The 17,083-nt window shown below is 73.8% G+C and carries 19 protein-coding genes; 5 read left to right on the forward strand and 14 right to left on the reverse strand.

The window, feature by feature from the left end:
- Nucleotides 1–10: 10 nt before the first annotated feature.
- From ACZ45Z_RS27695 to ACZ45Z_RS27715, 5 genes are all read right to left on the reverse strand, one after another.
- The gene (locus ACZ45Z_RS27695; RefSeq protein ID WP_468367822.1) at nucleotides 11–313 is read right to left on the reverse strand and encodes a dsRBD fold-containing protein; all 303 of its coding nucleotides are present in this window, start codon (nucleotides 311–313) and stop codon (nucleotides 11–13) included.
- 85 nt (nucleotides 314–398) lie between these two features.
- Nucleotides 399–1,121 (reverse strand): helix-turn-helix domain-containing protein, encoded by a 723-nt coding sequence (locus ACZ45Z_RS27700; protein ID WP_468367824.1) that lies wholly within the window; start codon nucleotides 1,119–1,121, stop codon nucleotides 399–401.
- A 37-nt stretch (nucleotides 1,122–1,158) separates the two neighbouring features.
- Nucleotides 1,159–2,034 carry a universal stress protein gene (locus ACZ45Z_RS27705; RefSeq protein WP_468367827.1) on the reverse strand — a complete coding sequence of 292 codons (876 nt, stop codon included), beginning with the start codon at nucleotides 2,032–2,034 and terminating at the stop codon, nucleotides 1,159–1,161.
- 193 nt (nucleotides 2,035–2,227) lie between these two features.
- Nucleotides 2,228–3,535 (reverse strand): NAD(P)/FAD-dependent oxidoreductase, encoded by a 1,308-nt coding sequence (locus tag ACZ45Z_RS27710; RefSeq protein WP_468367922.1) that lies wholly within the window; start codon nucleotides 3,533–3,535, stop codon nucleotides 2,228–2,230.
- Between the two features lie 152 nt (nucleotides 3,536–3,687).
- Nucleotides 3,688–3,921, reverse strand: a complete 234-nt coding sequence (locus tag ACZ45Z_RS27715; RefSeq protein ID WP_468367830.1) for a hypothetical protein — start codon at nucleotides 3,919–3,921, stop codon at nucleotides 3,688–3,690.
- Nucleotides 3,922–4,085: 164 nt separating this feature from the next.
- On the opposite strand from ACZ45Z_RS27715, the gene ACZ45Z_RS27720 reads away from it, so the two are divergent.
- The gene (locus ACZ45Z_RS27720) at nucleotides 4,086–4,694 is read left to right on the forward strand and encodes a DNA polymerase ligase N-terminal domain-containing protein (RefSeq protein ID WP_468367833.1); all 609 of its coding nucleotides are present in this window, start codon (nucleotides 4,086–4,088) and stop codon (nucleotides 4,692–4,694) included.
- A 22-nt stretch (nucleotides 4,695–4,716) separates the two neighbouring features.
- Here ACZ45Z_RS27720 and ACZ45Z_RS27725 read toward each other — a convergent pair whose 3' ends face one another.
- The 4 genes from ACZ45Z_RS27725 to ACZ45Z_RS27740 form a co-directional block, all read right to left on the reverse strand.
- The gene (locus ACZ45Z_RS27725) at nucleotides 4,717–5,424 is read right to left on the reverse strand and encodes an HAD family hydrolase (protein ID WP_468367836.1); all 708 of its coding nucleotides are present in this window, start codon (nucleotides 5,422–5,424) and stop codon (nucleotides 4,717–4,719) included.
- Nucleotides 5,425–5,436: 12 nt separating this feature from the next.
- Nucleotides 5,437–6,621 (reverse strand): alcohol dehydrogenase catalytic domain-containing protein, encoded by a 1,185-nt coding sequence (locus ACZ45Z_RS27730; protein WP_468367838.1) that lies wholly within the window; start codon nucleotides 6,619–6,621, stop codon nucleotides 5,437–5,439.
- An 88-nt stretch (nucleotides 6,622–6,709) separates the two neighbouring features.
- Nucleotides 6,710–7,735: an SMP-30/gluconolactonase/LRE family protein gene (locus ACZ45Z_RS27735; RefSeq protein WP_468367841.1), complete on the reverse strand. Its 1,026-nt coding sequence runs from the start codon at nucleotides 7,733–7,735 to the stop codon at nucleotides 6,710–6,712.
- Nucleotides 7,732–8,370, reverse strand: a complete 639-nt coding sequence (locus tag ACZ45Z_RS27740; RefSeq protein WP_468367844.1) for a diguanylate cyclase — start codon at nucleotides 8,368–8,370, stop codon at nucleotides 7,732–7,734. The genes ACZ45Z_RS27735 and ACZ45Z_RS27740 overlap by 4 nt, the downstream gene beginning before the upstream one ends.
- A gap of 262 nt (nucleotides 8,371–8,632) precedes the next feature.
- Between ACZ45Z_RS27740 and ACZ45Z_RS27745 the strand changes: the two genes are divergently transcribed.
- Nucleotides 8,633–10,105: an aminotransferase class I/II-fold pyridoxal phosphate-dependent enzyme gene (locus ACZ45Z_RS27745; protein WP_468367847.1), complete on the forward strand. Its 1,473-nt coding sequence runs from the start codon at nucleotides 8,633–8,635 to the stop codon at nucleotides 10,103–10,105.
- A gap of 64 nt (nucleotides 10,106–10,169) precedes the next feature.
- Here ACZ45Z_RS27745 and ACZ45Z_RS27750 read toward each other — a convergent pair whose 3' ends face one another.
- Together ACZ45Z_RS27750 and ACZ45Z_RS27755 are read right to left on the reverse strand one after the other, a co-directional pair.
- On the reverse strand, nucleotides 10,170–11,258 hold the full coding sequence (locus ACZ45Z_RS27750; protein ID WP_468367850.1) for a glutamate--cysteine ligase 2: 1,089 nt from the start codon (nucleotides 11,256–11,258) through the stop codon (nucleotides 10,170–10,172).
- A gap of 21 nt (nucleotides 11,259–11,279) precedes the next feature.
- Nucleotides 11,280–11,642, reverse strand: a complete 363-nt coding sequence (locus ACZ45Z_RS27755) for a DUF6479 family protein (protein ID WP_468367852.1) — start codon at nucleotides 11,640–11,642, stop codon at nucleotides 11,280–11,282.
- Nucleotides 11,643–12,039: 397 nt separating this feature from the next.
- Here ACZ45Z_RS27755 and ACZ45Z_RS27760 point away from each other — a divergent pair, with 397 nt between their 5' ends.
- A complete protein-coding gene (locus ACZ45Z_RS27760) occupies nucleotides 12,040–12,852 on the forward strand; it encodes a VOC family protein (RefSeq protein ID WP_468367855.1) in 813 nt (270 codons plus the stop codon).
- Between the two features lie 56 nt (nucleotides 12,853–12,908).
- Nucleotides 12,909–13,703, forward strand: a complete 795-nt coding sequence (locus tag ACZ45Z_RS27765) for a SigB/SigF/SigG family RNA polymerase sigma factor (protein ID WP_468367859.1) — start codon at nucleotides 12,909–12,911, stop codon at nucleotides 13,701–13,703.
- A 27-nt stretch (nucleotides 13,704–13,730) separates the two neighbouring features.
- Here ACZ45Z_RS27765 and ACZ45Z_RS27770 read toward each other — a convergent pair whose 3' ends face one another.
- From ACZ45Z_RS27770 to ACZ45Z_RS27780, 3 genes are read right to left on the reverse strand one after another with little or no spacing between them, the layout of a single operon-like run.
- Entirely contained in the window at nucleotides 13,731–14,216 is a 486-nt protein-coding gene (locus tag ACZ45Z_RS27770; RefSeq protein WP_468367862.1) for a DUF5709 domain-containing protein, read from the reverse strand.
- A 34-nt stretch (nucleotides 14,217–14,250) separates the two neighbouring features.
- Complete coding sequence (locus tag ACZ45Z_RS27775; RefSeq protein WP_468367865.1) at nucleotides 14,251–14,928, reverse strand: phosphoribosyltransferase; 678 nt, start codon at nucleotides 14,926–14,928, stop codon at nucleotides 14,251–14,253.
- 27 nt (nucleotides 14,929–14,955) lie between these two features.
- Complete coding sequence (locus tag ACZ45Z_RS27780; protein WP_468367868.1) at nucleotides 14,956–15,366, reverse strand: DUF2795 domain-containing protein; 411 nt, start codon at nucleotides 15,364–15,366, stop codon at nucleotides 14,956–14,958.
- Between the two features lie 229 nt (nucleotides 15,367–15,595).
- On the opposite strand from ACZ45Z_RS27780, the gene ACZ45Z_RS27785 reads away from it, so the two are divergent.
- A complete protein-coding gene (locus ACZ45Z_RS27785; RefSeq protein ID WP_468367870.1) occupies nucleotides 15,596–16,732 on the forward strand; it encodes a baeRF2 domain-containing protein in 1,137 nt (378 codons plus the stop codon).
- Nucleotides 16,733–17,083: the final 351 nt, after the last annotated feature.

Below are 17,083 nucleotides of genomic sequence, written 5' to 3' on the forward strand. Positions count from 1 at the left end.
CCGGGTCCGCTCAGGACATCGCGTCCGTCCAGCCGTAGGCGGTCGTCGTCGGGCCGCCGCCGGGCGGCGCGGCGCCGACGCCCTCCAGATCGCGGTCGGCCACCCGCATCAGCTTCCCGGCGAGGTTGTGCATCGCCCGCCCGGCCGCCAGCTCGTCCCCGATCTGGGGGATGTCGACGTCCTCGGGATTGCATCGGGCGGTGCCCTGCCCGGTCAGCGTCGTGGTGCCGGTGTTCAGCACCACCCGGGCCCGGGTCCTGCCGTCCTCCTCGGAGAGGTACAGACGGACGTCCCACTCCACGTTCCTGGCCATGCTCTGCCTCCGTTCCTCACGCGGCCGCGCCCGGTCGCGCGGCCGGTGTCGGCCCTGCCACCGTCAGCCCCGCACCGGTACCTCCTCACCGCGCCGAGACGTGATGCCCCATCGCGGAGGGGCCACCCGAGGGGGTGCGCAGACCCTGGACCCGGATCCGGCGCCCGGTGATCCGGCTCGGGCGGATGGCGATCCACCGCTGGCGCCCGCCGCCCGCCCAGGGGGCCGTGAAGGCGTTTTCCTCCAGCGCGAGCGCTTCGTCCAGGTCGGTCACCGCATGGGCCGGGCCCACGACCAGGACGCTCCAGCCCTGGCTGAAGGCATCGTCGATGTGGTCGACCTCCAGTGCCACTTCCTGCCCGGCGGCCTCGGCGGGGCCGCTGCCCGGCGCGGTGCGGTAGCCGATCAGCTCACCCGCGACCGTGTAGTTGACGGGAAAGACGGCGGGGGAGCCGTCCACGGTCAGGGCGACGCGGCCCACCCCGTGCCCGGAGAGCCGCTCCCGGCATTCCGCGGCGCTCAGCTCCAGCACCTCGGGGTGGCTGCCGGCCCGCCCGAAGCCCGCCGGGAGTTCCGCCGTACCGCCGGTCAGCTCGGCGACGGTGGTGTCCAGGGCGGCGGCCAGGCGCAGCAGGAAGCCGATGCCGGGCGTGGCCGCGTGCTCCTCGACGTACTCCAGGTAGCCGGGGGCGGCGGCCGCCCGCGCCGCCACCTCCTCGCGGGTCAACCCCAGTTGTTCACGGCGCATCACCGCCCGGCGGCCCAGGTCGCCGGGGGCCGGGCCCGGCCCTCTCGCGTCGTTGGTCATCGCGGATCTTCTCCCTTCCTCGATCGGCGCCGGCGGGTCACTCGTGCGGGACCACCGCGACCGGGCAGGGGGCGTGGTGCACCGCGGCCTGCACCATGTGCCCGATCCGGGGTGCCAGCAGGTGACGCTTGTGGCGGCGGCCGACGACGAGCAGCCCGGCGCCCGCCGCGTCGCGCAGCAGCGCGTCGGCCGGGCTGACCATGTCCATGCGCTCCTCCACCCGCACGTCGGGGAACTTCTCCCGCCACGGCAGCAGCGCCTCGGCCAGCTCGCTCCGGGCGATCCGCGCGGCCTCCTCCGCGGCGTACGGCTCCACGCCACCGCCCCGGTTGTACGCGTGCGCCGGAAGGTGCCGGCCGTGCACGGCGCGCAGTGTGGCGCCGCGCCGCGCGGCGCTTTCGAAGGCGAACGTCAGCATCGAGTCGCACGGCTCGTGCAGGCTCACCCCGACCGCCACATCGCCCTCCCCGCCGGTCGGCTCGACCTCCTGCCGGGAGCGCACCAGCACCGCGGGCACGGGGGCGTGCGCGACCACTTGCAGTCCCAGCTCACCGAGGGTGTAGCGGGCGACGGGGCCCAGGTCGCGGGAGCCCAGGACCAGCAGGTCGGACTGCTCGGCGGCGTCCAGCAGGGCCTTGAGCGGCTCCTCCGCGACGAGTTCCTGGTCCACGGGCACGTCGGGGCAGCGCTCGCGTACCGCCGCCTCGGCCTCGTCCACGATCCGGTGCGGCCAGTAGTTCTGTTGCGGGGGCGGCTCGTCGGGGATGTGCGGCTCGGGCTCCGGTACGAGCAGCACCCACGCGTGCAGCAGCCGCAGCCGCGCGTGCCGCAGCCGCGCCTCATGGGCGGCCCACAGGGCGGCGGACACCGACTCCGGTTTGCCGTCCAGGCCGACGGTGATGATGTCCTTCATGGCCTCGCTCCGTTTCCGACGGGGGTCGTTGCGGGGGTGGCGCCGGCCGCCCACCACTGCGGCGGGGCGCCTGGCCTGACGACGGTGCCCGGCGAACCCGGCCCCACCTCAAGGGTGGGCGGCGTCCACGGGGTCGCGGCATGAGCCACTCGGCCCCATCGGGCGGCCGGCGGTCCCCGGCGGGCCGGGCGTCTCACCCCGTCCGCCCGGCACGGTCGGGGATCCGCGGCAGCTCCGGTGTGGCGGTGTCCAGCGGCACCGACCAGGAACGCACCAGGCCGAGCTGTACGCCCTGACGGGGCAGCGCGGCGTCCAGGAGCCAGTCGGCGGCCACCCGGACACGGTTGCCGGGCATCGCCATCAGGTGGTAGCCGCGGGTGACGGCGCTCGCGAGCGGGCCGGACAGCGGCACGTGCAGCGGGTTCGCGGCGGCCTGGACCCCGCCGAGGTCGACCATGAACCCCAGGTCGTGGTGTTCGTACCGGCGCGGCTCGCCCTGACCGCAGGACGCCGCCACGTTGTGCGCCGCGACCTTGCCCTGGCGGTGGGCGTGCTGGGCGGTCATCGGCGTGACCTCGCCGGGACGGGTCAGATCCGGTACGGCCGCGGCGTCACCGCAGGCGAAGACCTCCGGCCTGCCGGGCACCCGGAGGTAGGCGTCGACGCACAGCCGGCCCTTGTCGGTGGGCAGGCCCATCGACGCGACGAGCGGGTCCGGGCGCACGCCCACGCACCAGATCAGCGACCGGCTGGGGACGAAGTCGCCGTCGTCCAGCAGCACCCCGTCCGGGGTGGCCTCCTTGACCGACGTCTTGGTCCGGACCTCCACGCCGCGGCCGCGCAGGACCCGGTCGGCGGTCCGCGACAGGCGCTCGTCGAGTTCGGGCAGGATCCGGTCGGCGAGGTCCAGCAACAGCCAGCGGGGCCGCAGACCGTCTCCCAGACCGGCGTTCTGGCGGGCCAGGGCATCGGTGAACAGCGTGCCGTGGGCGGCGACTTCGGTACCGGTGTAGCCGGCCCCCACGACCACGAACGTGGTCCGGGCGGCCCGCTCCGCCGCGTCCTCGGTCGCGCCCGCCAGCTCGATCTGGCGGGTGAGGTGGTCGCGCAGATACAGCGCCTCGGGCATACCGCGGAAACCGTGGGCGTGCTCGGCGACGCCCGGAACGGGCAGCAGCTTGTTGACGCTGCCGACGGTCAGCACCAGGCGGTCGTAGGCCAGGGAGCTCTCCCGGCCCTCGGGATCGGTGAAGTGCACCCGCCGGCCGTCCAGATCGACCTCGTCGGCGTGCCCGAGCACGAGCCGGACGCCCGGCAGCGTTCCGGTGAGCGAGACCGAGATCCGGCGGGGTTCGAGGATTCCGGCGGCCACTTCCGGCAGCAGCGGCACGTACAGAAAGTAGTCGTTCGGATTGATCAGTACGATTTCGGCGGCGCCCTTGGCCCGCTTGGCGAGCGAACGGGCACATTGATAGCCGGCGAAGCCGGCGCCGACGATCACGATCCGGGGACGACGTCGATTCACGGAATACTCCTGCGGTCGATGCGGTCGATGCGGTGGGGTGCTGAGTGCGGGCGACGGACCGGCGCACGGCGCGCGCCGCCGCGGTCTGCCTCCGCGGCGGCGCGGCAGGTCGGCGCGTACGGGCCCGGTCAGGAACTGTCGGCGAGTTCGGTGACACCGCGCATCCGGGCGCAGTGCGCGCAGCAGAAGAACTGGCCGTCGGACTGAAGGCCGTGGCCGAGAATGCGGCACTTGCAGTTGTCGCAGACCGGCGCGAGCATATGCGCGGCACATTCGAAGCTGTCGAACGTGTGAATCACTCCGGCCGTCTTCACTTCGAAGGCCATCGGATAGTCGTTTCCACAGACTTCGCACATCGCCATCGTGATCACTCCTGCCCACGAGTGCCGGGTGGAAGACGGGTTACCGGTGCGGCCGCCCCTACACATGAATTCCGTGCTTTTCGCCGCCGCCCGCCCACCGGCGGCGCGGCGCGGCGAAAGGCGGCACAGTGAAAGAGGCGGCCACCGCCACGAAGGGAGGGCACGTGAGCGGCAGCGATCCCCTGGAGACCTACCGCGGCAAACGGCATTTCGACCGGACGCGGGAACCGGCGGGCGGACCCGCGCCCGCCGCCGGCAGCCCCTGCTTCGTCGTACAGATCCACGACGCGCGAAGAATGCACTTCGACTTCCGCCTGGAGGTCGACGGCGTACTGAAGTCGTGGTCGGTCCCCAAGGGCCCCTCCGGCGACCCGCACGACAAACGGCTCGCCGTGCCCACCGAGGACCACCCGATGGAATACCGGCACTTCGAGGGCGTCATCCCGGCGGGGGAGTACGGCGGGGGCACCGTCATCGTCTGGGACGAGGGCGTCTACCACCCCCTGCCGCGGACCAGGAAGGGCCGCACCCTCACCTTCGGCCAGTCACTGGAACAGGGCCACGCCTCCTTCCGGCTCGACGGCAGGAAACTCCACGGCGCCTACGCCCTCACCCGCTTCCGCACCGCCCAGGGGCCCGAGGGCCGCGAGTCCTGGCTGCTGGTGAAGGAAAAGGACGACCAGGCGGGCCGCTACCACACCCCCGACCCCTGGCGCGCCCGCTCCGTCCGCACCGGCCGCACCCTCGGGCAGGTGGCCGCCGAGGAGGCGTGACGCGCGCGCGGCCGCCCGCCGCTCAGCCGCCCAGCGGACTGCCGTCCAACTCCGCCAGCAGCGCCGACACGTTCTCGTACACCGCGACGGCGCCCGCCTCGGTGAGCTCACCACGGCTGATCCCGCCGGACAGCACGGCGACGCAGCGGACACCGACCCGGGACGCCGCCTCGACGTCCCAGACCGAGTCGCCGACGAACACCGCCCGCTCGGCCGGCACCCCGGCGTGCTCCAGCGCGGCCCGCACCAGGTCGGGCGCGGGCTTGCCGCTCTCCACGTCATCGGCGCCGGTGACCGCGACGATCGCGTCGTCGGCGTCCAACGCCCGCCGCAGCGCGGCGAGTTCGGACTCCTTCGCGGACGTGGCGAGGACGACGCGCCAGCCGCGGCCGGCGAGCGTACGCAGCAGTTCGGCCGCGCCGTCCAGCGCGGGCAGGCGGTCGCGCCAGGTGGCGTAGAGCGTCGTGTGCGCGTCGGAGATCGCCTTGTCCTGGTCGGTGCGGCGGTCGCGGCCCAGGAGCCGCTCCAGCAGGTGCGGCGCGTCCATCCCGATGCAATGGTGGATCTCCCGCATCGGCACCCGGTGACCGGCCTGGTGCAGGGCCTCCCACCAGGCCACCGTGTGCAGGTAGTTGGTGTCGGTGAGGGTGCCGTCGATGTCGAAGACCGCCGCCCGGGCCGACCGCGTCCGCGGCGACGGCCCGGAACCGGGCGCGGGGTGGCCGTTCACCTGATCACCGCCTCACGGAATCAACAGTGTCTTGATCATGCCGTCCTGCTTGGCCTGGAACGCCTTGTACGCCTGCGGCCCCTCCTCCAGCGGCAGTTGGTGCGTGGCGAAACCCTCCACGCCGAGCGGATCCTCGTCGGTCAGCAGCGGCAGGATGGCGTCGACCCACCGCCGGACGTTGGCCTGGCCCATCCGCAACTGGATCTGCTTGTCGAACATCGTCAGCAGCGGCAGCGGATCCATCGCCCCGCCGTAGACGCCGACGACGGAGATCGTGCCGCCCCGCCGCACGGCGTCGACGGCGGTGTGGAACGCCGCCATGCGGTCCACGCCGGCCCGCCCCATGAGCTTCTCGGCGAGCGCGTCCGGCAGCAGCCCCACGAGCTGCTGGGCGGCCTTCACCCCGGGCGCGCCGTGCGCCTCCATGCCGACGGCCTCGATCACGGCGTCGGTACCCCGGCCCCGCGTCAGCCGCCGGACCTCGTCCCCGACCCGCGTGCCGAGTTCGTTCACGTCCAGGGTGTGCACACCCCGCGCGCGGGCCCTGGCCAGCCGCTCGGGCACCAGGTCCACGCCGATGACCTGGCCGGCGCCCCGGTGCAGCGCGATCCGCGCCGCCATGTCACCGATCGGGCCCAGCCCGAGAACGGTGACGCTCCCGCCCTGGGGGATGCCGGCGTAGGCGACCGCCTGCCAGGCGGTGGGCAGCACGTCGGAGAGGTAGACATACCGTTCGTCCGGCGCGGCGTGCGCGACCTTCACCGGCAGCGTGTTGCCGAACGGCACCCGCAGGTGTTCGGCCTGCCCGCCCGGCACCTGGCCGTAGAGCTTGGTGTAGCCGAAGAGGGCCGCGCCCATACCGCGCTCGCGCACCTGGGTCGTCTCGCACTGGGAGTGCAGGCCCTGCCCGCACATCCAGCACTCCCCGCACGAGACGTTGAACGGCACCACCACCCGGTCGCCGGGGGACAGCGCCGTGACCTCCGGGCCGACCTCCTCGACGATCCCCATGGCCTCGTGGCCGAGGATGTCGCCGACGTCGAGAAACGGCCCCATGACCTCGTAGAGGTGGAGATCCGACCCGCAGATCCCGGTGGAGGTGACCCTGACCAGGATGTCGGTGGGCTCTTCGAGCCGCGGATCGGGCACGGTGTCCACGCGGACGTCCCGCTTCCCGTGCCAGGTCAGTGCGCGCATCACGCTCTCCTTCGCGGCGGTCGGCAGCCGGGTGCCGCGCAGCCCCGGGTTCCCGTGGCCGAGGGCGGCAAACGCCCGGGGCGGGGAGTCAGCGGGCGGCGGGCGGGGGCGGCTCCGGCAGGTCGCAGACGGCGATGCCGCGCTCCAGCACGCTGCCCAGGAACAGCCGCCGGCCGCGCCGGCAGACGCTCGTGACCATGCGGTACGAGGACCTGCGCCGCCGCAGGTCGCAGACCGCCTCGCCGTCCGGGCCGAGCGCCACGATCCGCGCGGTACGGCGCGGCCGCGGGCCGAACGGGCGCACCGCCGCCCACGTGGCCCGCCGCACCGCCGGGGGCGTCCGGTGCAGCGCGTCCACCACCGGCTCACGGGGCCCGGCCAGCGCGACCCAGAGCAGCCCGCCCGGATCGCGCGAGAGGTTGTCGGGGAAGCCCGGCAGGTCCCGCACCAGGACGTCGTAGCGGCCGGCGCGCGGACCGGTCAGCCAGAAGCGGCCGACCCGGTAGGCGCCGCTCTCGGCCACCGCGACGAAGGACTCGTCCGCCGCCAGGGCGACGCCGTTGGCGAACCGCAGACCGTCCACCAGCACCTCCGGCACGCCGCCCGGCCGCAGCCGCAGCAACTGCCCGGTCCCGGTGCCTTCCAGGATGTCGCCCAGCCATTCCTGAAGGCCGTAGCGGCGGCTGGAGACCGTGACGTACACCGTGCCGTCCGACGCCGCGGCGGCGTTGCTGCAGAACCGCAGCGGCGCGCCCGCCACCTCGTCGGCCAGCACCCGTACCGCCCCGTCGCGCGGATCGACGCGCAGCAGACCGCGCCGCGCGTCACACACCAGCAGCCCGCCGTCGGGGGCGCACTCCAGGCCGAGCGGCCGGCCGCCGGTGCGCGCCACCACCTCCGCCCGGTCGGTACGGGCCACCGGGCCACCGGGCGCCAGGGTCAGCCGCCAGATCGCACCGTCCGCGGCGCCCGCCAGCAGCCGGCCCTCCGCGTCGGCCACCACGTCCTCGGGCCCCTGGATCTCCGGCGCGAGAATCCGCGGGACGGCCAGCGCGGCGGGCGCCCCACCGGGGAAGCCCCGGCGGGCGGCGCCCCTCGGCCTCTGCCGTGTCATCCGGCGTCGGCCCGGGCCGCCTTGACGCAGCGCGTCAGCTCCTCGCCGTACGGCAGTGCGACGAACGCGCCGATGGCCAGCGACAGACCGGCCAGATAGGACAACGACAGGGGATTGTCCTTCGGCAGCAGTTGCCAGTCGTCGGCGCCCCGGCCGCCGCGCAGCGCCGCGCGGACCTGGTCGGGATGCAGACAGCAGGTGAACGCCAGCGCGGCGAGCGGCAGGACTTCGAGGAAGCTGTGCACGTGCTGCTCCGCCGGGCGCACCTCCCGGTCCTCGGTCGCCATCGTCACATCCCACACCGCCGTCGCGCCGTGCACGAGCGCGGCGCCGCCCATCACCGACAGCACCAGCGGATTGACCTTCGCCAGCAGGCCCATCAGCACGGGCACGCCGGCCTCCGTCATCATCAGCGCGTGCAACACCGACTCCCGCGTCCCGGTGGTGTCCTCGATGCGGGTCCGCCGGTGCATGAACCAGTCGGCCACCGACGGCACGAACCACAGCGGCAGCACGCCGTACAGGAGGAACCGGCGGTTGGCGTCCTCCACACCGACCGAACGCCGGGGGACGGGCAGATCCCTCGGTCGCCGCCAATGCCGCCAGGCACGGGCCACCGGGCCACCGAACGCCATGTCTCGCCTCCGCTCGCGTATCTCGCCACACCCTGCCGACGGTGGCACGAGCGCCACCGGGGCGCGCCATCGAACGCGCCGCACCAGGGCCGGGTGGCCTCTCGCCGGCCACCCTGACGGCGGGTACCCGACGGCGAACCGGGCACACCGGGCTGTTCCGGCCGGGTGGACCGGGCCGCCGGTCGGCCGCCGAGGGACCTCCCACCCACCGGTCGCCGCCGCACGGTGATTGACCCGGTCCCGCCCGGGCACGCGTCCTCCCATGGCCGTCGATCACACTCAGGCGCCGGTGCTCGAAGCGCTGGCCCAGTACCGGAAAGCAGGCCGGCTCGCTTTCACGCCGCCCGGCCACAAACACGCACGCGGCGCCGACCCCCGGGTCCGCGACGTGCTCGGCGACGCCGTCTTCCACGGCGACCTCCTCGCCTCCGGCGGCCTCGACGACCGGCGGACCACCGGCCGCGTGCTGGAGCGCGCCGAGGCCCTGATGGCGGACGCCGTCCACGCCGAGCACACCTTCTTCTCCACCTGCGGCAGCTCGCTGTCGGTCAAGGCCGCGATGCTGGCGGTGGCCGGCCCGCACCAGAAGCTGCTGGTGGGCCGGGACGCCCACAAATCCGTCGTCTCGGGACTGATCCTCTCCGGCGTGCGGCCCGTCTGGGTCGACCCGCTGTGGGACGCGGAGCGGCGGCTGGCCCACCCCCCGCCCCCCGAGCGGTACGAGGAGGCGTTCGCCGAGCACCCCGACGCCCAAGGCGCCCTGGTCACCAGCCCGACACCGTACGGCAGTTGCGCCGATCTGAGCGCGCTCGCCGAGGTGTGCCACCGGCGTTCGCGCCCGCTCATCGTCGACGAGGCGTGGGGCGCCCATCTGCCCTTCCACCCGGAGCTGCCGGCCTGGGCGATGGACGCGGGCGCCGACGTCTGCGTCACCAGCATCCACAAAATGGGCAGCGGACTCGAACAGGGCTCCGTCTTCCACCTCCAGGGCGGCCTCATCGACCCGGCCGTCCTGAAATCACGCGCCGACCTGCTGGGCACCACCAGCCCCTCGGTGCTCCTCTACGCCGGAATGGACGGCTGGCGGCGCCAGATGGTCCAGCACGGCCACCACCTGATGGGACACGCCCTGGACCTGGCCGCGCGCACCCGCGCCCGGATCGAGAAGCTCGACGGGCTGCACGTCAACGACCGGGCCGACTTCCGCGGCCCCGGGCGGGCGGCCGCCCTCGATCCGCTCCCGGTGGTGATCGATGTCAGCGCCCTGGACACCAGCGGCTACCGCGCGGCGGACTGGCTGCGCGCACACCATGGCATCGACACCCACCTGGCCGACCACCGCAGGATCAGCACCCAACTGACCCACGCCGACGATGACGACACCGTCCGCCCGCTGCTCGACGCCCTGCGCGACCTCGTCCGCCACGCCGACGCCCTGCGCCCGGCCCGGCACATCGCCGTGCCGACGCCCGGCGGGATGCGGTTGGACCAGAGCTGCCTGCCGCGGGACGCCTACTTCGGCCCGGTCGAGGACGTACCCGTCGAGGAGGCCGGCGGACTGGTGGCCGCGGAGATGCTGACGCCCTATCCGCCGGGAATTCCCGCCGCGCTGCCCGGCGAGCGCCTCACGGACACCGTCCTGCGCTATCTGACGAGCGGCATCGAGGGCGGGATGAACCTTCCCGACGCCGCGGACCCGGCGCTGAGAACGGTGCGCGTGGTGGCCGGGGAGTGACGGGCGCTCGGCCCGGTCCGGCTACCGGCGGTACCACCGTCCCCGCCCGCCGCCCGGACGTACCTCAGCCGAGGGTCTTGCGGGCACACGCCGAAACCACCGCCGCCAGCGAACCGGTCGCGCGCAGCAGCCCCCGCTGGATTCGCGCACCGTTGCCCGCCGCCAGCAGCCGGGCCAGCTCCTCCTGGACCAGTTCCAGGTCGCCGACGTCCTCCAACGCCTCCCGCACATGGGAGAACAAGGCCGCGACGACGGTCTCCGCGGGCTCGGGCAGCGAGGTGACGGGATGCACCAGCCCCTCGTCCAGCCCCGACCGGGCCGCCCGCCACGCCGCCAGCCGCAGCAGCCCCACCCCGTGGCCGGCCGGACCGCCGCCCGCGCGCCATTCGCGCGCCGCGGTCTCCACCAGCCCGCGCGCCAGGGCGGCCACCAGGACCGTGGTGGCCGCCTCCAGGCACACATCCGCCACCCGGATCTCGACCGTCGGGAAATTCCGCGAGAGCCGGGCGTCGAAATAGATCATCCCCTCGTCCCGCAGGACGCCGGTGTCGATCATCGACCGGACTTCCTCGTGATAGCGCTCGGGGGACCCGAACACCTCCACCGGCCCCGCCGACGGCCAGCGCGACCACACCCGGCTGCGGTAGCTGCTGTACTGGCTGTCCCGGCCCTGCCAGAACGGCGAATTGGCGCTGAGCGCCAGAAGGACCGACGTCCAGGGCCGGATACGGTCCAGGACCGCGGTGCCCTCCTCGTCGGACTCCACCGACACATGGACGTGGCAGCCGCAGGTGAGCTGCTCCTGCGCGGTCAGCCCGTACTGCTCCCGCATCCACCGGTACCGCTCGCCGGGAGTCAGGGTGGGCCGTACCGGCAGGGGCGAGGTGGCCAGCGCCACCACGGCGCCTCCGAGCTGTCCCGCGTGGGCGGCCGCCTCCTTGCGCCAGCCCGCGATCTCCGCCGCCAGCTCCGCCATGCCGGTCTGCGGATGGGTGGCGAATTCCAGTTGCTCGGACTGGAGTTCCTTCACGAACGGCTGGGCCGGCCGGCCGCACCGGGCGACGACCGCCAGCACGGCGGCGCTCAGCGAGCGCGGCTCACCGGTCTCCGCGTCCACCAGGAGGAGTTCCTCCTCCACACCGACGCTGCGCACAAGAACAGCCTCTCCCGTGCCTCAGGTCCCGGCACCCCCGCTGCCGAACGAACCTCCCGAATCGTCATTCCACTTCCGGCGCTCCCGCGACGCGCTCGCCCGCGAGCCGACCGTGCCGTGCCCCTTCAGCTCGTGCGGAGTGAGCCGGTTCTCGTGTTCGGGAACGGGATCGGGTTCACGCGCTTCGATGACGTCCCCGACGGGCCCGCCCTCCGGCAGCGTCGGCTGCTCGTGCGGCAGGGGCGGAAGCGGCGCGCGTGCCCGGCGCCGACGGCCCCAGACGAAGGCGGCGAGGAGCACGGCAACGATGACCAGCCCCACGACGAGGAAACTCATGACGCTCATGTTCTGGCCGGCGGCCAGTTCCCATTTCGACGTCTCCATGCGGCCCGGGTACCCCTCCCCGAAGGTGCCAATCCTGGCGTGATCACCAGGGAAGCAGGGCGAAGGAGGAGGTGTCCGGCCGACGGGGGAGGGTACCCGCCCTTGCACACGAGCGCCGTGTCCGTCCGCCGGACGGGTGCGGCATCACCGGCGCGACCGGGGAGGGGAACCGGCACCGCACCGGAGGCAGGCCGGGGGCTCGGACGCACCGGTGACGTACCGCTCGCCGAGTTCACCCCATGGGCGGGGCGATACCAAGCTTCGGGCCCGGGTCGGCGTGGCGCGGAGCGACCGGGCACCGGGCCGCGACGGCCCGCCGCCGCGCGTCCGGCCCATGCGCGCGCGTGCCATGGCTGGCACAGTGAAGAGGGGTGCCCAAACCAGGAGGCGGATTCTCATGTCGGCCACGGTCCCCGCCACAGGCTCCGTCGCCGCGGTACGCGGCGCGCCGTGCTGGGTGAGTTTGATGACGCACGATCTGAGACGCGCGCAGGACTTCTACGCGGAGGTGCTGGGCTGGACCTACCGGCCCGACGATCTGGGCGAGGAGCATTCCGTCGCCTTCGCCGACGGTCAACCGGTCGCCGGCATCGGGGCCGTCGCTCCCCGCTGGCGGGTGGCGGTGGCCTGGATGCCGTACTTCGCCGTCGAGAGCGCCGATGAGATCGCGGCCCGGATCCGCGAGCGCGGTGCCACCGTCGCCGTCGGCCCCCTGGAACTGGGCGACGGGCGCGCCGCGCTCGCCGCCGACCGCGACGGCGCGGTCTTCGGCGTCTGGGAGGGCCAGACCCTGTCCTGGAGCATCGGGCAGGGCTCCGCGCCCGCCTGCCTGGAGCTGCGCACCCGCGACGCGTTCGACGCGGCCATCTTCTACGCCGAGGTCCTGGGGTGGGCCTCCGATGAGCCGGGCACCTGCGAGGTCACCTATGAATACGACGAGGTGATCGTGCGGGACGGCGTGCAGACCGTGGCCGCGTTGCGCGGCGGCGGCGTCGAAGCGGCTCCCGACCCGCACATCCGCCCCCGCTGGCACGTCCACTTCCCCGTCGAGGACATCGAGAAGGTCACCGCGTCCGCCGTGGCCGCCGGCGGCATCGTCCAGCCCGTGACGCCCACCGCCGACCGGCAGGGCTGCCAGGCGATCATCCGCGACCCCGACGGCGGCCTGTTCACCGTCTCCACCCCGCAGATCTTCCAGGGATGCCCGTGACCGTGCGGCGTCCCCCGTACCCGTCCGCACCTACCGCTCGCAAGGAGTGATGGCCCGTGGCCTCGCACACCCCCGCCCGCGGCACCCACCGACGGAACGTCCCGGACACCACCGCCTCGTTCGCCGAACTGGCCGCCCTTCCCGAGGGGCCGCGCCGCCGCGAACTGCGGGAGGACATCGTGTGCGCCTGGCTCCCCCTCGCCCACCGGCTGGCCCACCGCTATCACGGGCGGGGAGAGAACGACGAAGACCTGCGCCAGATCGCCGTCGTCGGCCTGCTGAAGGCCGTCGACCGCTACGACCCCGAGAACGGCACGCCGTTCGCCGGCTACGCGGTCCCCACCATCCTGGGCGAACTGCGGCGCCACTTCCGCGACGACCTGTGGGCGGTCCACGTCCCCCGGCGCACCCAGGAGCTGCGGACGGAGGTCTACCGCGCCCACAAGGACCTGGAACTGCGGCCCGGCGCGACCACGCCGAGCACCCGCGACCTGGTCGCGCACACCGGCCTCAGCGAGGAGGAGGTGCTGCTCGGGATGGAGGCGCAGGAAACGTTCACCGCGCTGTCGCTGGAGCGGCCGCTGGGCACCGACACCGGCCGCCCGCGCACCCTCGCCGACACGCTCGGCGCCGACGACCCCGCGCTCGGACTCGTCGAGCAGCGGATCGCGGCCACCCCGGCCCTGCACCGCCTGCCGCGGCGCGAGCGGACCATCCTCTACCTGCGGTACTTCCGCGACATGACGCAGCGGGAGATAGCCGCCGAGATGGGCGTGTCCCAGATGCACGTCTCCCGGCTGCTGCGGCGTTCCTTCGACCGGGTGCGCGCCGGCGTCCTCGCGGAAGCCTAGGGGCCTGGGGTCCGCGGGGTCCGCCGGTCACTCGTCGTCGCCCGCCGGCTCGCTCTCGCCGTTGTACGGAGTCAGATGCACCGCGGCCTCCTCCGCCGACGCGGCCCCGCCGTCGATCCCCACGTCCCGGCCGAGGACGTCGTCGGTCTGCCGGGGCGGCACGCCGTCGTCCAGGGCGACCAGCCGCCCGGCGCGCTGCACGCCGGCCATCTCTTCGATCGGTTCGCCGTCGCCGCCGGGCTGGTCGCCGATCCCGTCACCGTCGGGCGCCGCGATGTCCGGGACCTCCTCGGACAGCCGCTGGTCGAGGCTCTCCCGCTGCTGCTGTTCGCGTGCCGTGGTGCCGACGCCGTTCACCGCGAGCGGCCGTTCGGGCGGTGAATAGCCCTGGTCCAGAATTTCGTCCAGCCCCGGCTCGTCGAGAGCGTCTTCCATGTCGAGATCGTCGGGGTTGTCCTGCGGGTCGGATACGGACGGCTGATACACCTCGTCGCCCATCGCGTCGTCGGACATGGCTGCCCTCCTTCTCCGGATGCGATCACAAGGATCAGACCGCGCTGCCCAGCCCGTGCAGAATGCTGAGGACTTCGCTGTCCTTCACCTGGTCGAAATTCTCGTACCACTCGCCCACGCCGCGGAAATCCGGTGGCTGGTACGCGCAGAGCAGGTCGTCGGCCTCACCACGTGTCGCGGCGGCGGCAGCGGCATCGCATACGGGGACGGCCAGGACCAGCCGGGCCGGGTGCCGGCGCCGCAGATGGCGCAGCGCCGCGCGGGCCGTCGCCCCGGTGGCCAGCCCGTCGTCGACGAGGAGGGTGGTCTTCCCCCGTACTTCCAGCGGGGGCAGGCCACGCCGGTAGAGGGCCTCCCTGCGGTGCAACTCGGTCCGCTCATGGGCGACGACGGCCCCGAGGCGGTCCTCGGACAGGCCGAGCATCTCCAGCGCCTGCCGGTCGAACACCGGCGGGTCCTCGCCGACGATCGCGCCGACGCCGATCTCGGGGGCGCCCGGCATGCCGATCTTGCGGGCGACGAGTACGTCGAGGGGCGCGCCCACGGCGCGCGCCACCTCGGCCGCCACCGGTACCCCGCCCCGTGGCAGGGCCACCACCAGCAGCGGGGCGGCGAACGGGTCGAACGCGTCGCCGGTGTCACCCGCCCGCTGCCAGGCACGTACCCGGTCCGCCAGTACTTGGCCGGCCTCGCGCCGGTCGGCGAATCTCATCGCTCCGCTCCGCTCGCTCGATGTCCTTCAGACGCGGCGGTCCTCGGTGCCCAGTCCCAGGGACTCCGCGATGCCCTGCACGTTGGTGAACCGCTCCTTCTCCGGCAGCCGCTCGGCCAGCGCGACCAGGCGGTCCGGCGCGTGGTTGCGCCGCAGAGTGTTCAGGATCGCGGTCTTGTCGGCCGGGTAGACGCTCCGGCCCAGATGTTGCGCGAGTTCGGACCGGGTGCCGACGTCCTCGGCGGTCATACCGGGCGGTGTGCCGCCGATGTGCGCGGCGTCGAGCGACCGTGTGACCTGGGGCTGGTCCTCGCCGGCCGGTTGGAGTTCTTGTTCTTCCTCCGTGTGCAGCGCGCGATCCGCCGTCAGCTCTCCGCGCATCTGCTTCTTCATCATCTCGTCCCGGGCCGGTCCGATCTTGTCCCTGCCGTGTTCCATGGCCGTTCCGCCCTCCAGGATTTCGCTCTGACAACACCTGGCACGCCTCTCTCCGTGCAGGCTGGCTGAGTGCCTACCGAGTGCCCTCTATCCCCTCGCCGTAACAACCGCGCGAAGGGAAGATTCACCCCTTCCACACCAGTGTCCGTCAGGGGCATACGGCATGCGATAACGGGCACCCGGGACGCTGTCCCGATGGAATCCCGGCAGTATCCGAGGAGGCAGCGCCATGCGACTCTCGCTCCTTCAACCGGTCATCGAGCGGCCCGGCCCCTGGGCGTCGGTCTACGCCGACCTTTCGCACGGCACGGAGGACGCGGCCAAGCAGCAGGAGCTGACGGCGACCGCGATCGCCGACCGGCTGTTCGAACTCGGCGCGGACGAGGCCACCTGCGGCGCCGTGCACGAAACGCTGGCCGCCCTGCGCACCGGTGAGCCAGGGGCGCACACCGGACGGGCGCTGTTCGCCACCCATGGCGAGGTCGTTCTCGACACCCCGCTGCCCGGGCCGCCCGCCGCGCCGTTCGCCACCTGGGCGCCGCTGCCCCGGATCACCCCCCTCATCGAGGCGTTCGGCGACGATCCCGTATGTCTGGTGGCCTACGTCAGCCGCTCCGGCGCGGACTTCGAGGTACGCAGCGACACGGGCCGGGCCGACGCCGGCCACGTCACCGGCGCCGAGCGGCCGTTGCACCGCACGGCGAGCGCCGACTGGTCCGAGCGCCGCTTCCAGGCGAGCGTCGAGAACACCTGGGAGCACAACGCCGCCGAGATCGCCCGCGCGGCGCGGGAGGCGTTCGAGAACTGCGGTGCCGAGGTCATCCTGCTGGTCGGCGATCCCCGCGAGCGCCGGTCCGTCCACGAGAAGCTGCCCGAGCGGCTGCGCGCCGTCACCTTCGAAACCGAGCACGGGGGGCGCGCGGCCGGTGCGGCGAGCGAGAAGCTGGAGCGGGACATCGCCCAGGTCCGCGCGATGTACGAGCGGGAACACCTCGCGGAGGTGGCGGGCCGCTACCGGGCGGGCGCCGAGCCCGGCGCGGAGCACTCCCGGCAGGCCGCCGCCGGCGTCCCCGCGCTCATCGCGGCGGCCCGCGAACACCGGATCGACACCTTGCTGGTCAGCCCGGACAGCCGCGACGCGAGCCGCGAGGTCTGGGTGGGACCGGACCCCGACCAGATCGCCGTGCGCGGCTCCGAACTGCAATACCTGGGCGAGGTCCATCCGGCCGCGGCACGCGCCGACGACGCCCTGGTGCGTTCGGCCGTCGCGAACGGCGCCGAAGCGGTGGTGGTACGCGACCCCGCCGAGGCACCGGCCGGCGGACTCGGCGCGATCCTGCGCTGGCGGGAACCGGTCCGCGGCTGACCGCCGCCCCGCGGGAGCGCCGACCGTACGCGTCCCGCGGAATCGCGCGACGGGAGGTTATCCGCGGCGCGCACCGGGCACCCCGGGCACGTGGGCGTCCGGCCCGCACCCGCCCGAACGAGCACAGTCCGAGGGGAGGCACCTCATGACCGTGCCGCAGCCTCCGGAGCCACCCGGCCCCCTCCAGCCCGACCCGGTACCCGGGCCGGTTCCTCCGCCGGAACCGGGCCCCGTACCGCCGCCGACGCCGCAACCACCCCACGAGCCCGACCCCGTGCCGCCTCCGCCGCCCCCGCCGGACCCGATGCCGGGACCGGGGCCGGTGCCGGGCCCCACCCCCGATCCGCAACC

Source organism: Streptomyces sp. NPDC031210 (assembly GCF_055570395.1).

Bases quoted from the DNA above. Each gene is read 5' to 3' on its own strand.
- ACZ45Z_RS27695 (WP_468367822.1), bottom strand. From the start codon at position 313: ATGGCCAGGAACGTGGAGTGGGACGTCCGTCTGTACCTCTCCGAGGAG.
- ACZ45Z_RS27705 (WP_468367827.1), bottom strand. From the start codon at position 2,034: ATGAAGGACATCATCACCGTCGGCCTGGACGGCAAACCGGAGTCGGTG.
- ACZ45Z_RS27785 (WP_468367870.1), top strand. From the start codon at position 15,596: ATGCGACTCTCGCTCCTTCAACCGGTCATCGAGCGGCCCGGCCCCTGG.
- ACZ45Z_RS27730 (WP_468367838.1), bottom strand. From the start codon at position 6,621: ATGCGCGCACTGACCTGGCACGGGAAGCGGGACGTCCGCGTGGACACC.
- ACZ45Z_RS27755 (WP_468367852.1), bottom strand. From the start codon at position 11,642: ATGGAGACGTCGAAATGGGAACTGGCCGCCGGCCAGAACATGAGCGTC.
- ACZ45Z_RS27745 (WP_468367847.1), top strand. From the start codon at position 8,633: ATGGCCGTCGATCACACTCAGGCGCCGGTGCTCGAAGCGCTGGCCCAG.
- ACZ45Z_RS27715 (WP_468367830.1), bottom strand. From the start codon at position 3,921: ATGGCGATGTGCGAAGTCTGTGGAAACGACTATCCGATGGCCTTCGAA.
- ACZ45Z_RS27770 (WP_468367862.1), bottom strand. From the start codon at position 14,216: ATGTCCGACGACGCGATGGGCGACGAGGTGTATCAGCCGTCCGTATCC.
- ACZ45Z_RS27775 (WP_468367865.1), bottom strand. From the start codon at position 14,928: ATGAGATTCGCCGACCGGCGCGAGGCCGGCCAAGTACTGGCGGACCGG.
- ACZ45Z_RS27780 (WP_468367868.1), bottom strand. From the start codon at position 15,366: ATGGAACACGGCAGGGACAAGATCGGACCGGCCCGGGACGAGATGATG.
- ACZ45Z_RS27700 (WP_468367824.1), bottom strand. From the start codon at position 1,121: ATGACCAACGACGCGAGAGGGCCGGGCCCGGCCCCCGGCGACCTGGGC.
- ACZ45Z_RS27760 (WP_468367855.1), top strand. From the start codon at position 12,040: ATGTCGGCCACGGTCCCCGCCACAGGCTCCGTCGCCGCGGTACGCGGC.
- ACZ45Z_RS27740 (WP_468367844.1), bottom strand. From the start codon at position 8,370: ATGGCGTTCGGTGGCCCGGTGGCCCGTGCCTGGCGGCATTGGCGGCGA.
- ACZ45Z_RS27735 (WP_468367841.1), bottom strand. From the start codon at position 7,735: ATGACACGGCAGAGGCCGAGGGGCGCCGCCCGCCGGGGCTTCCCCGGT.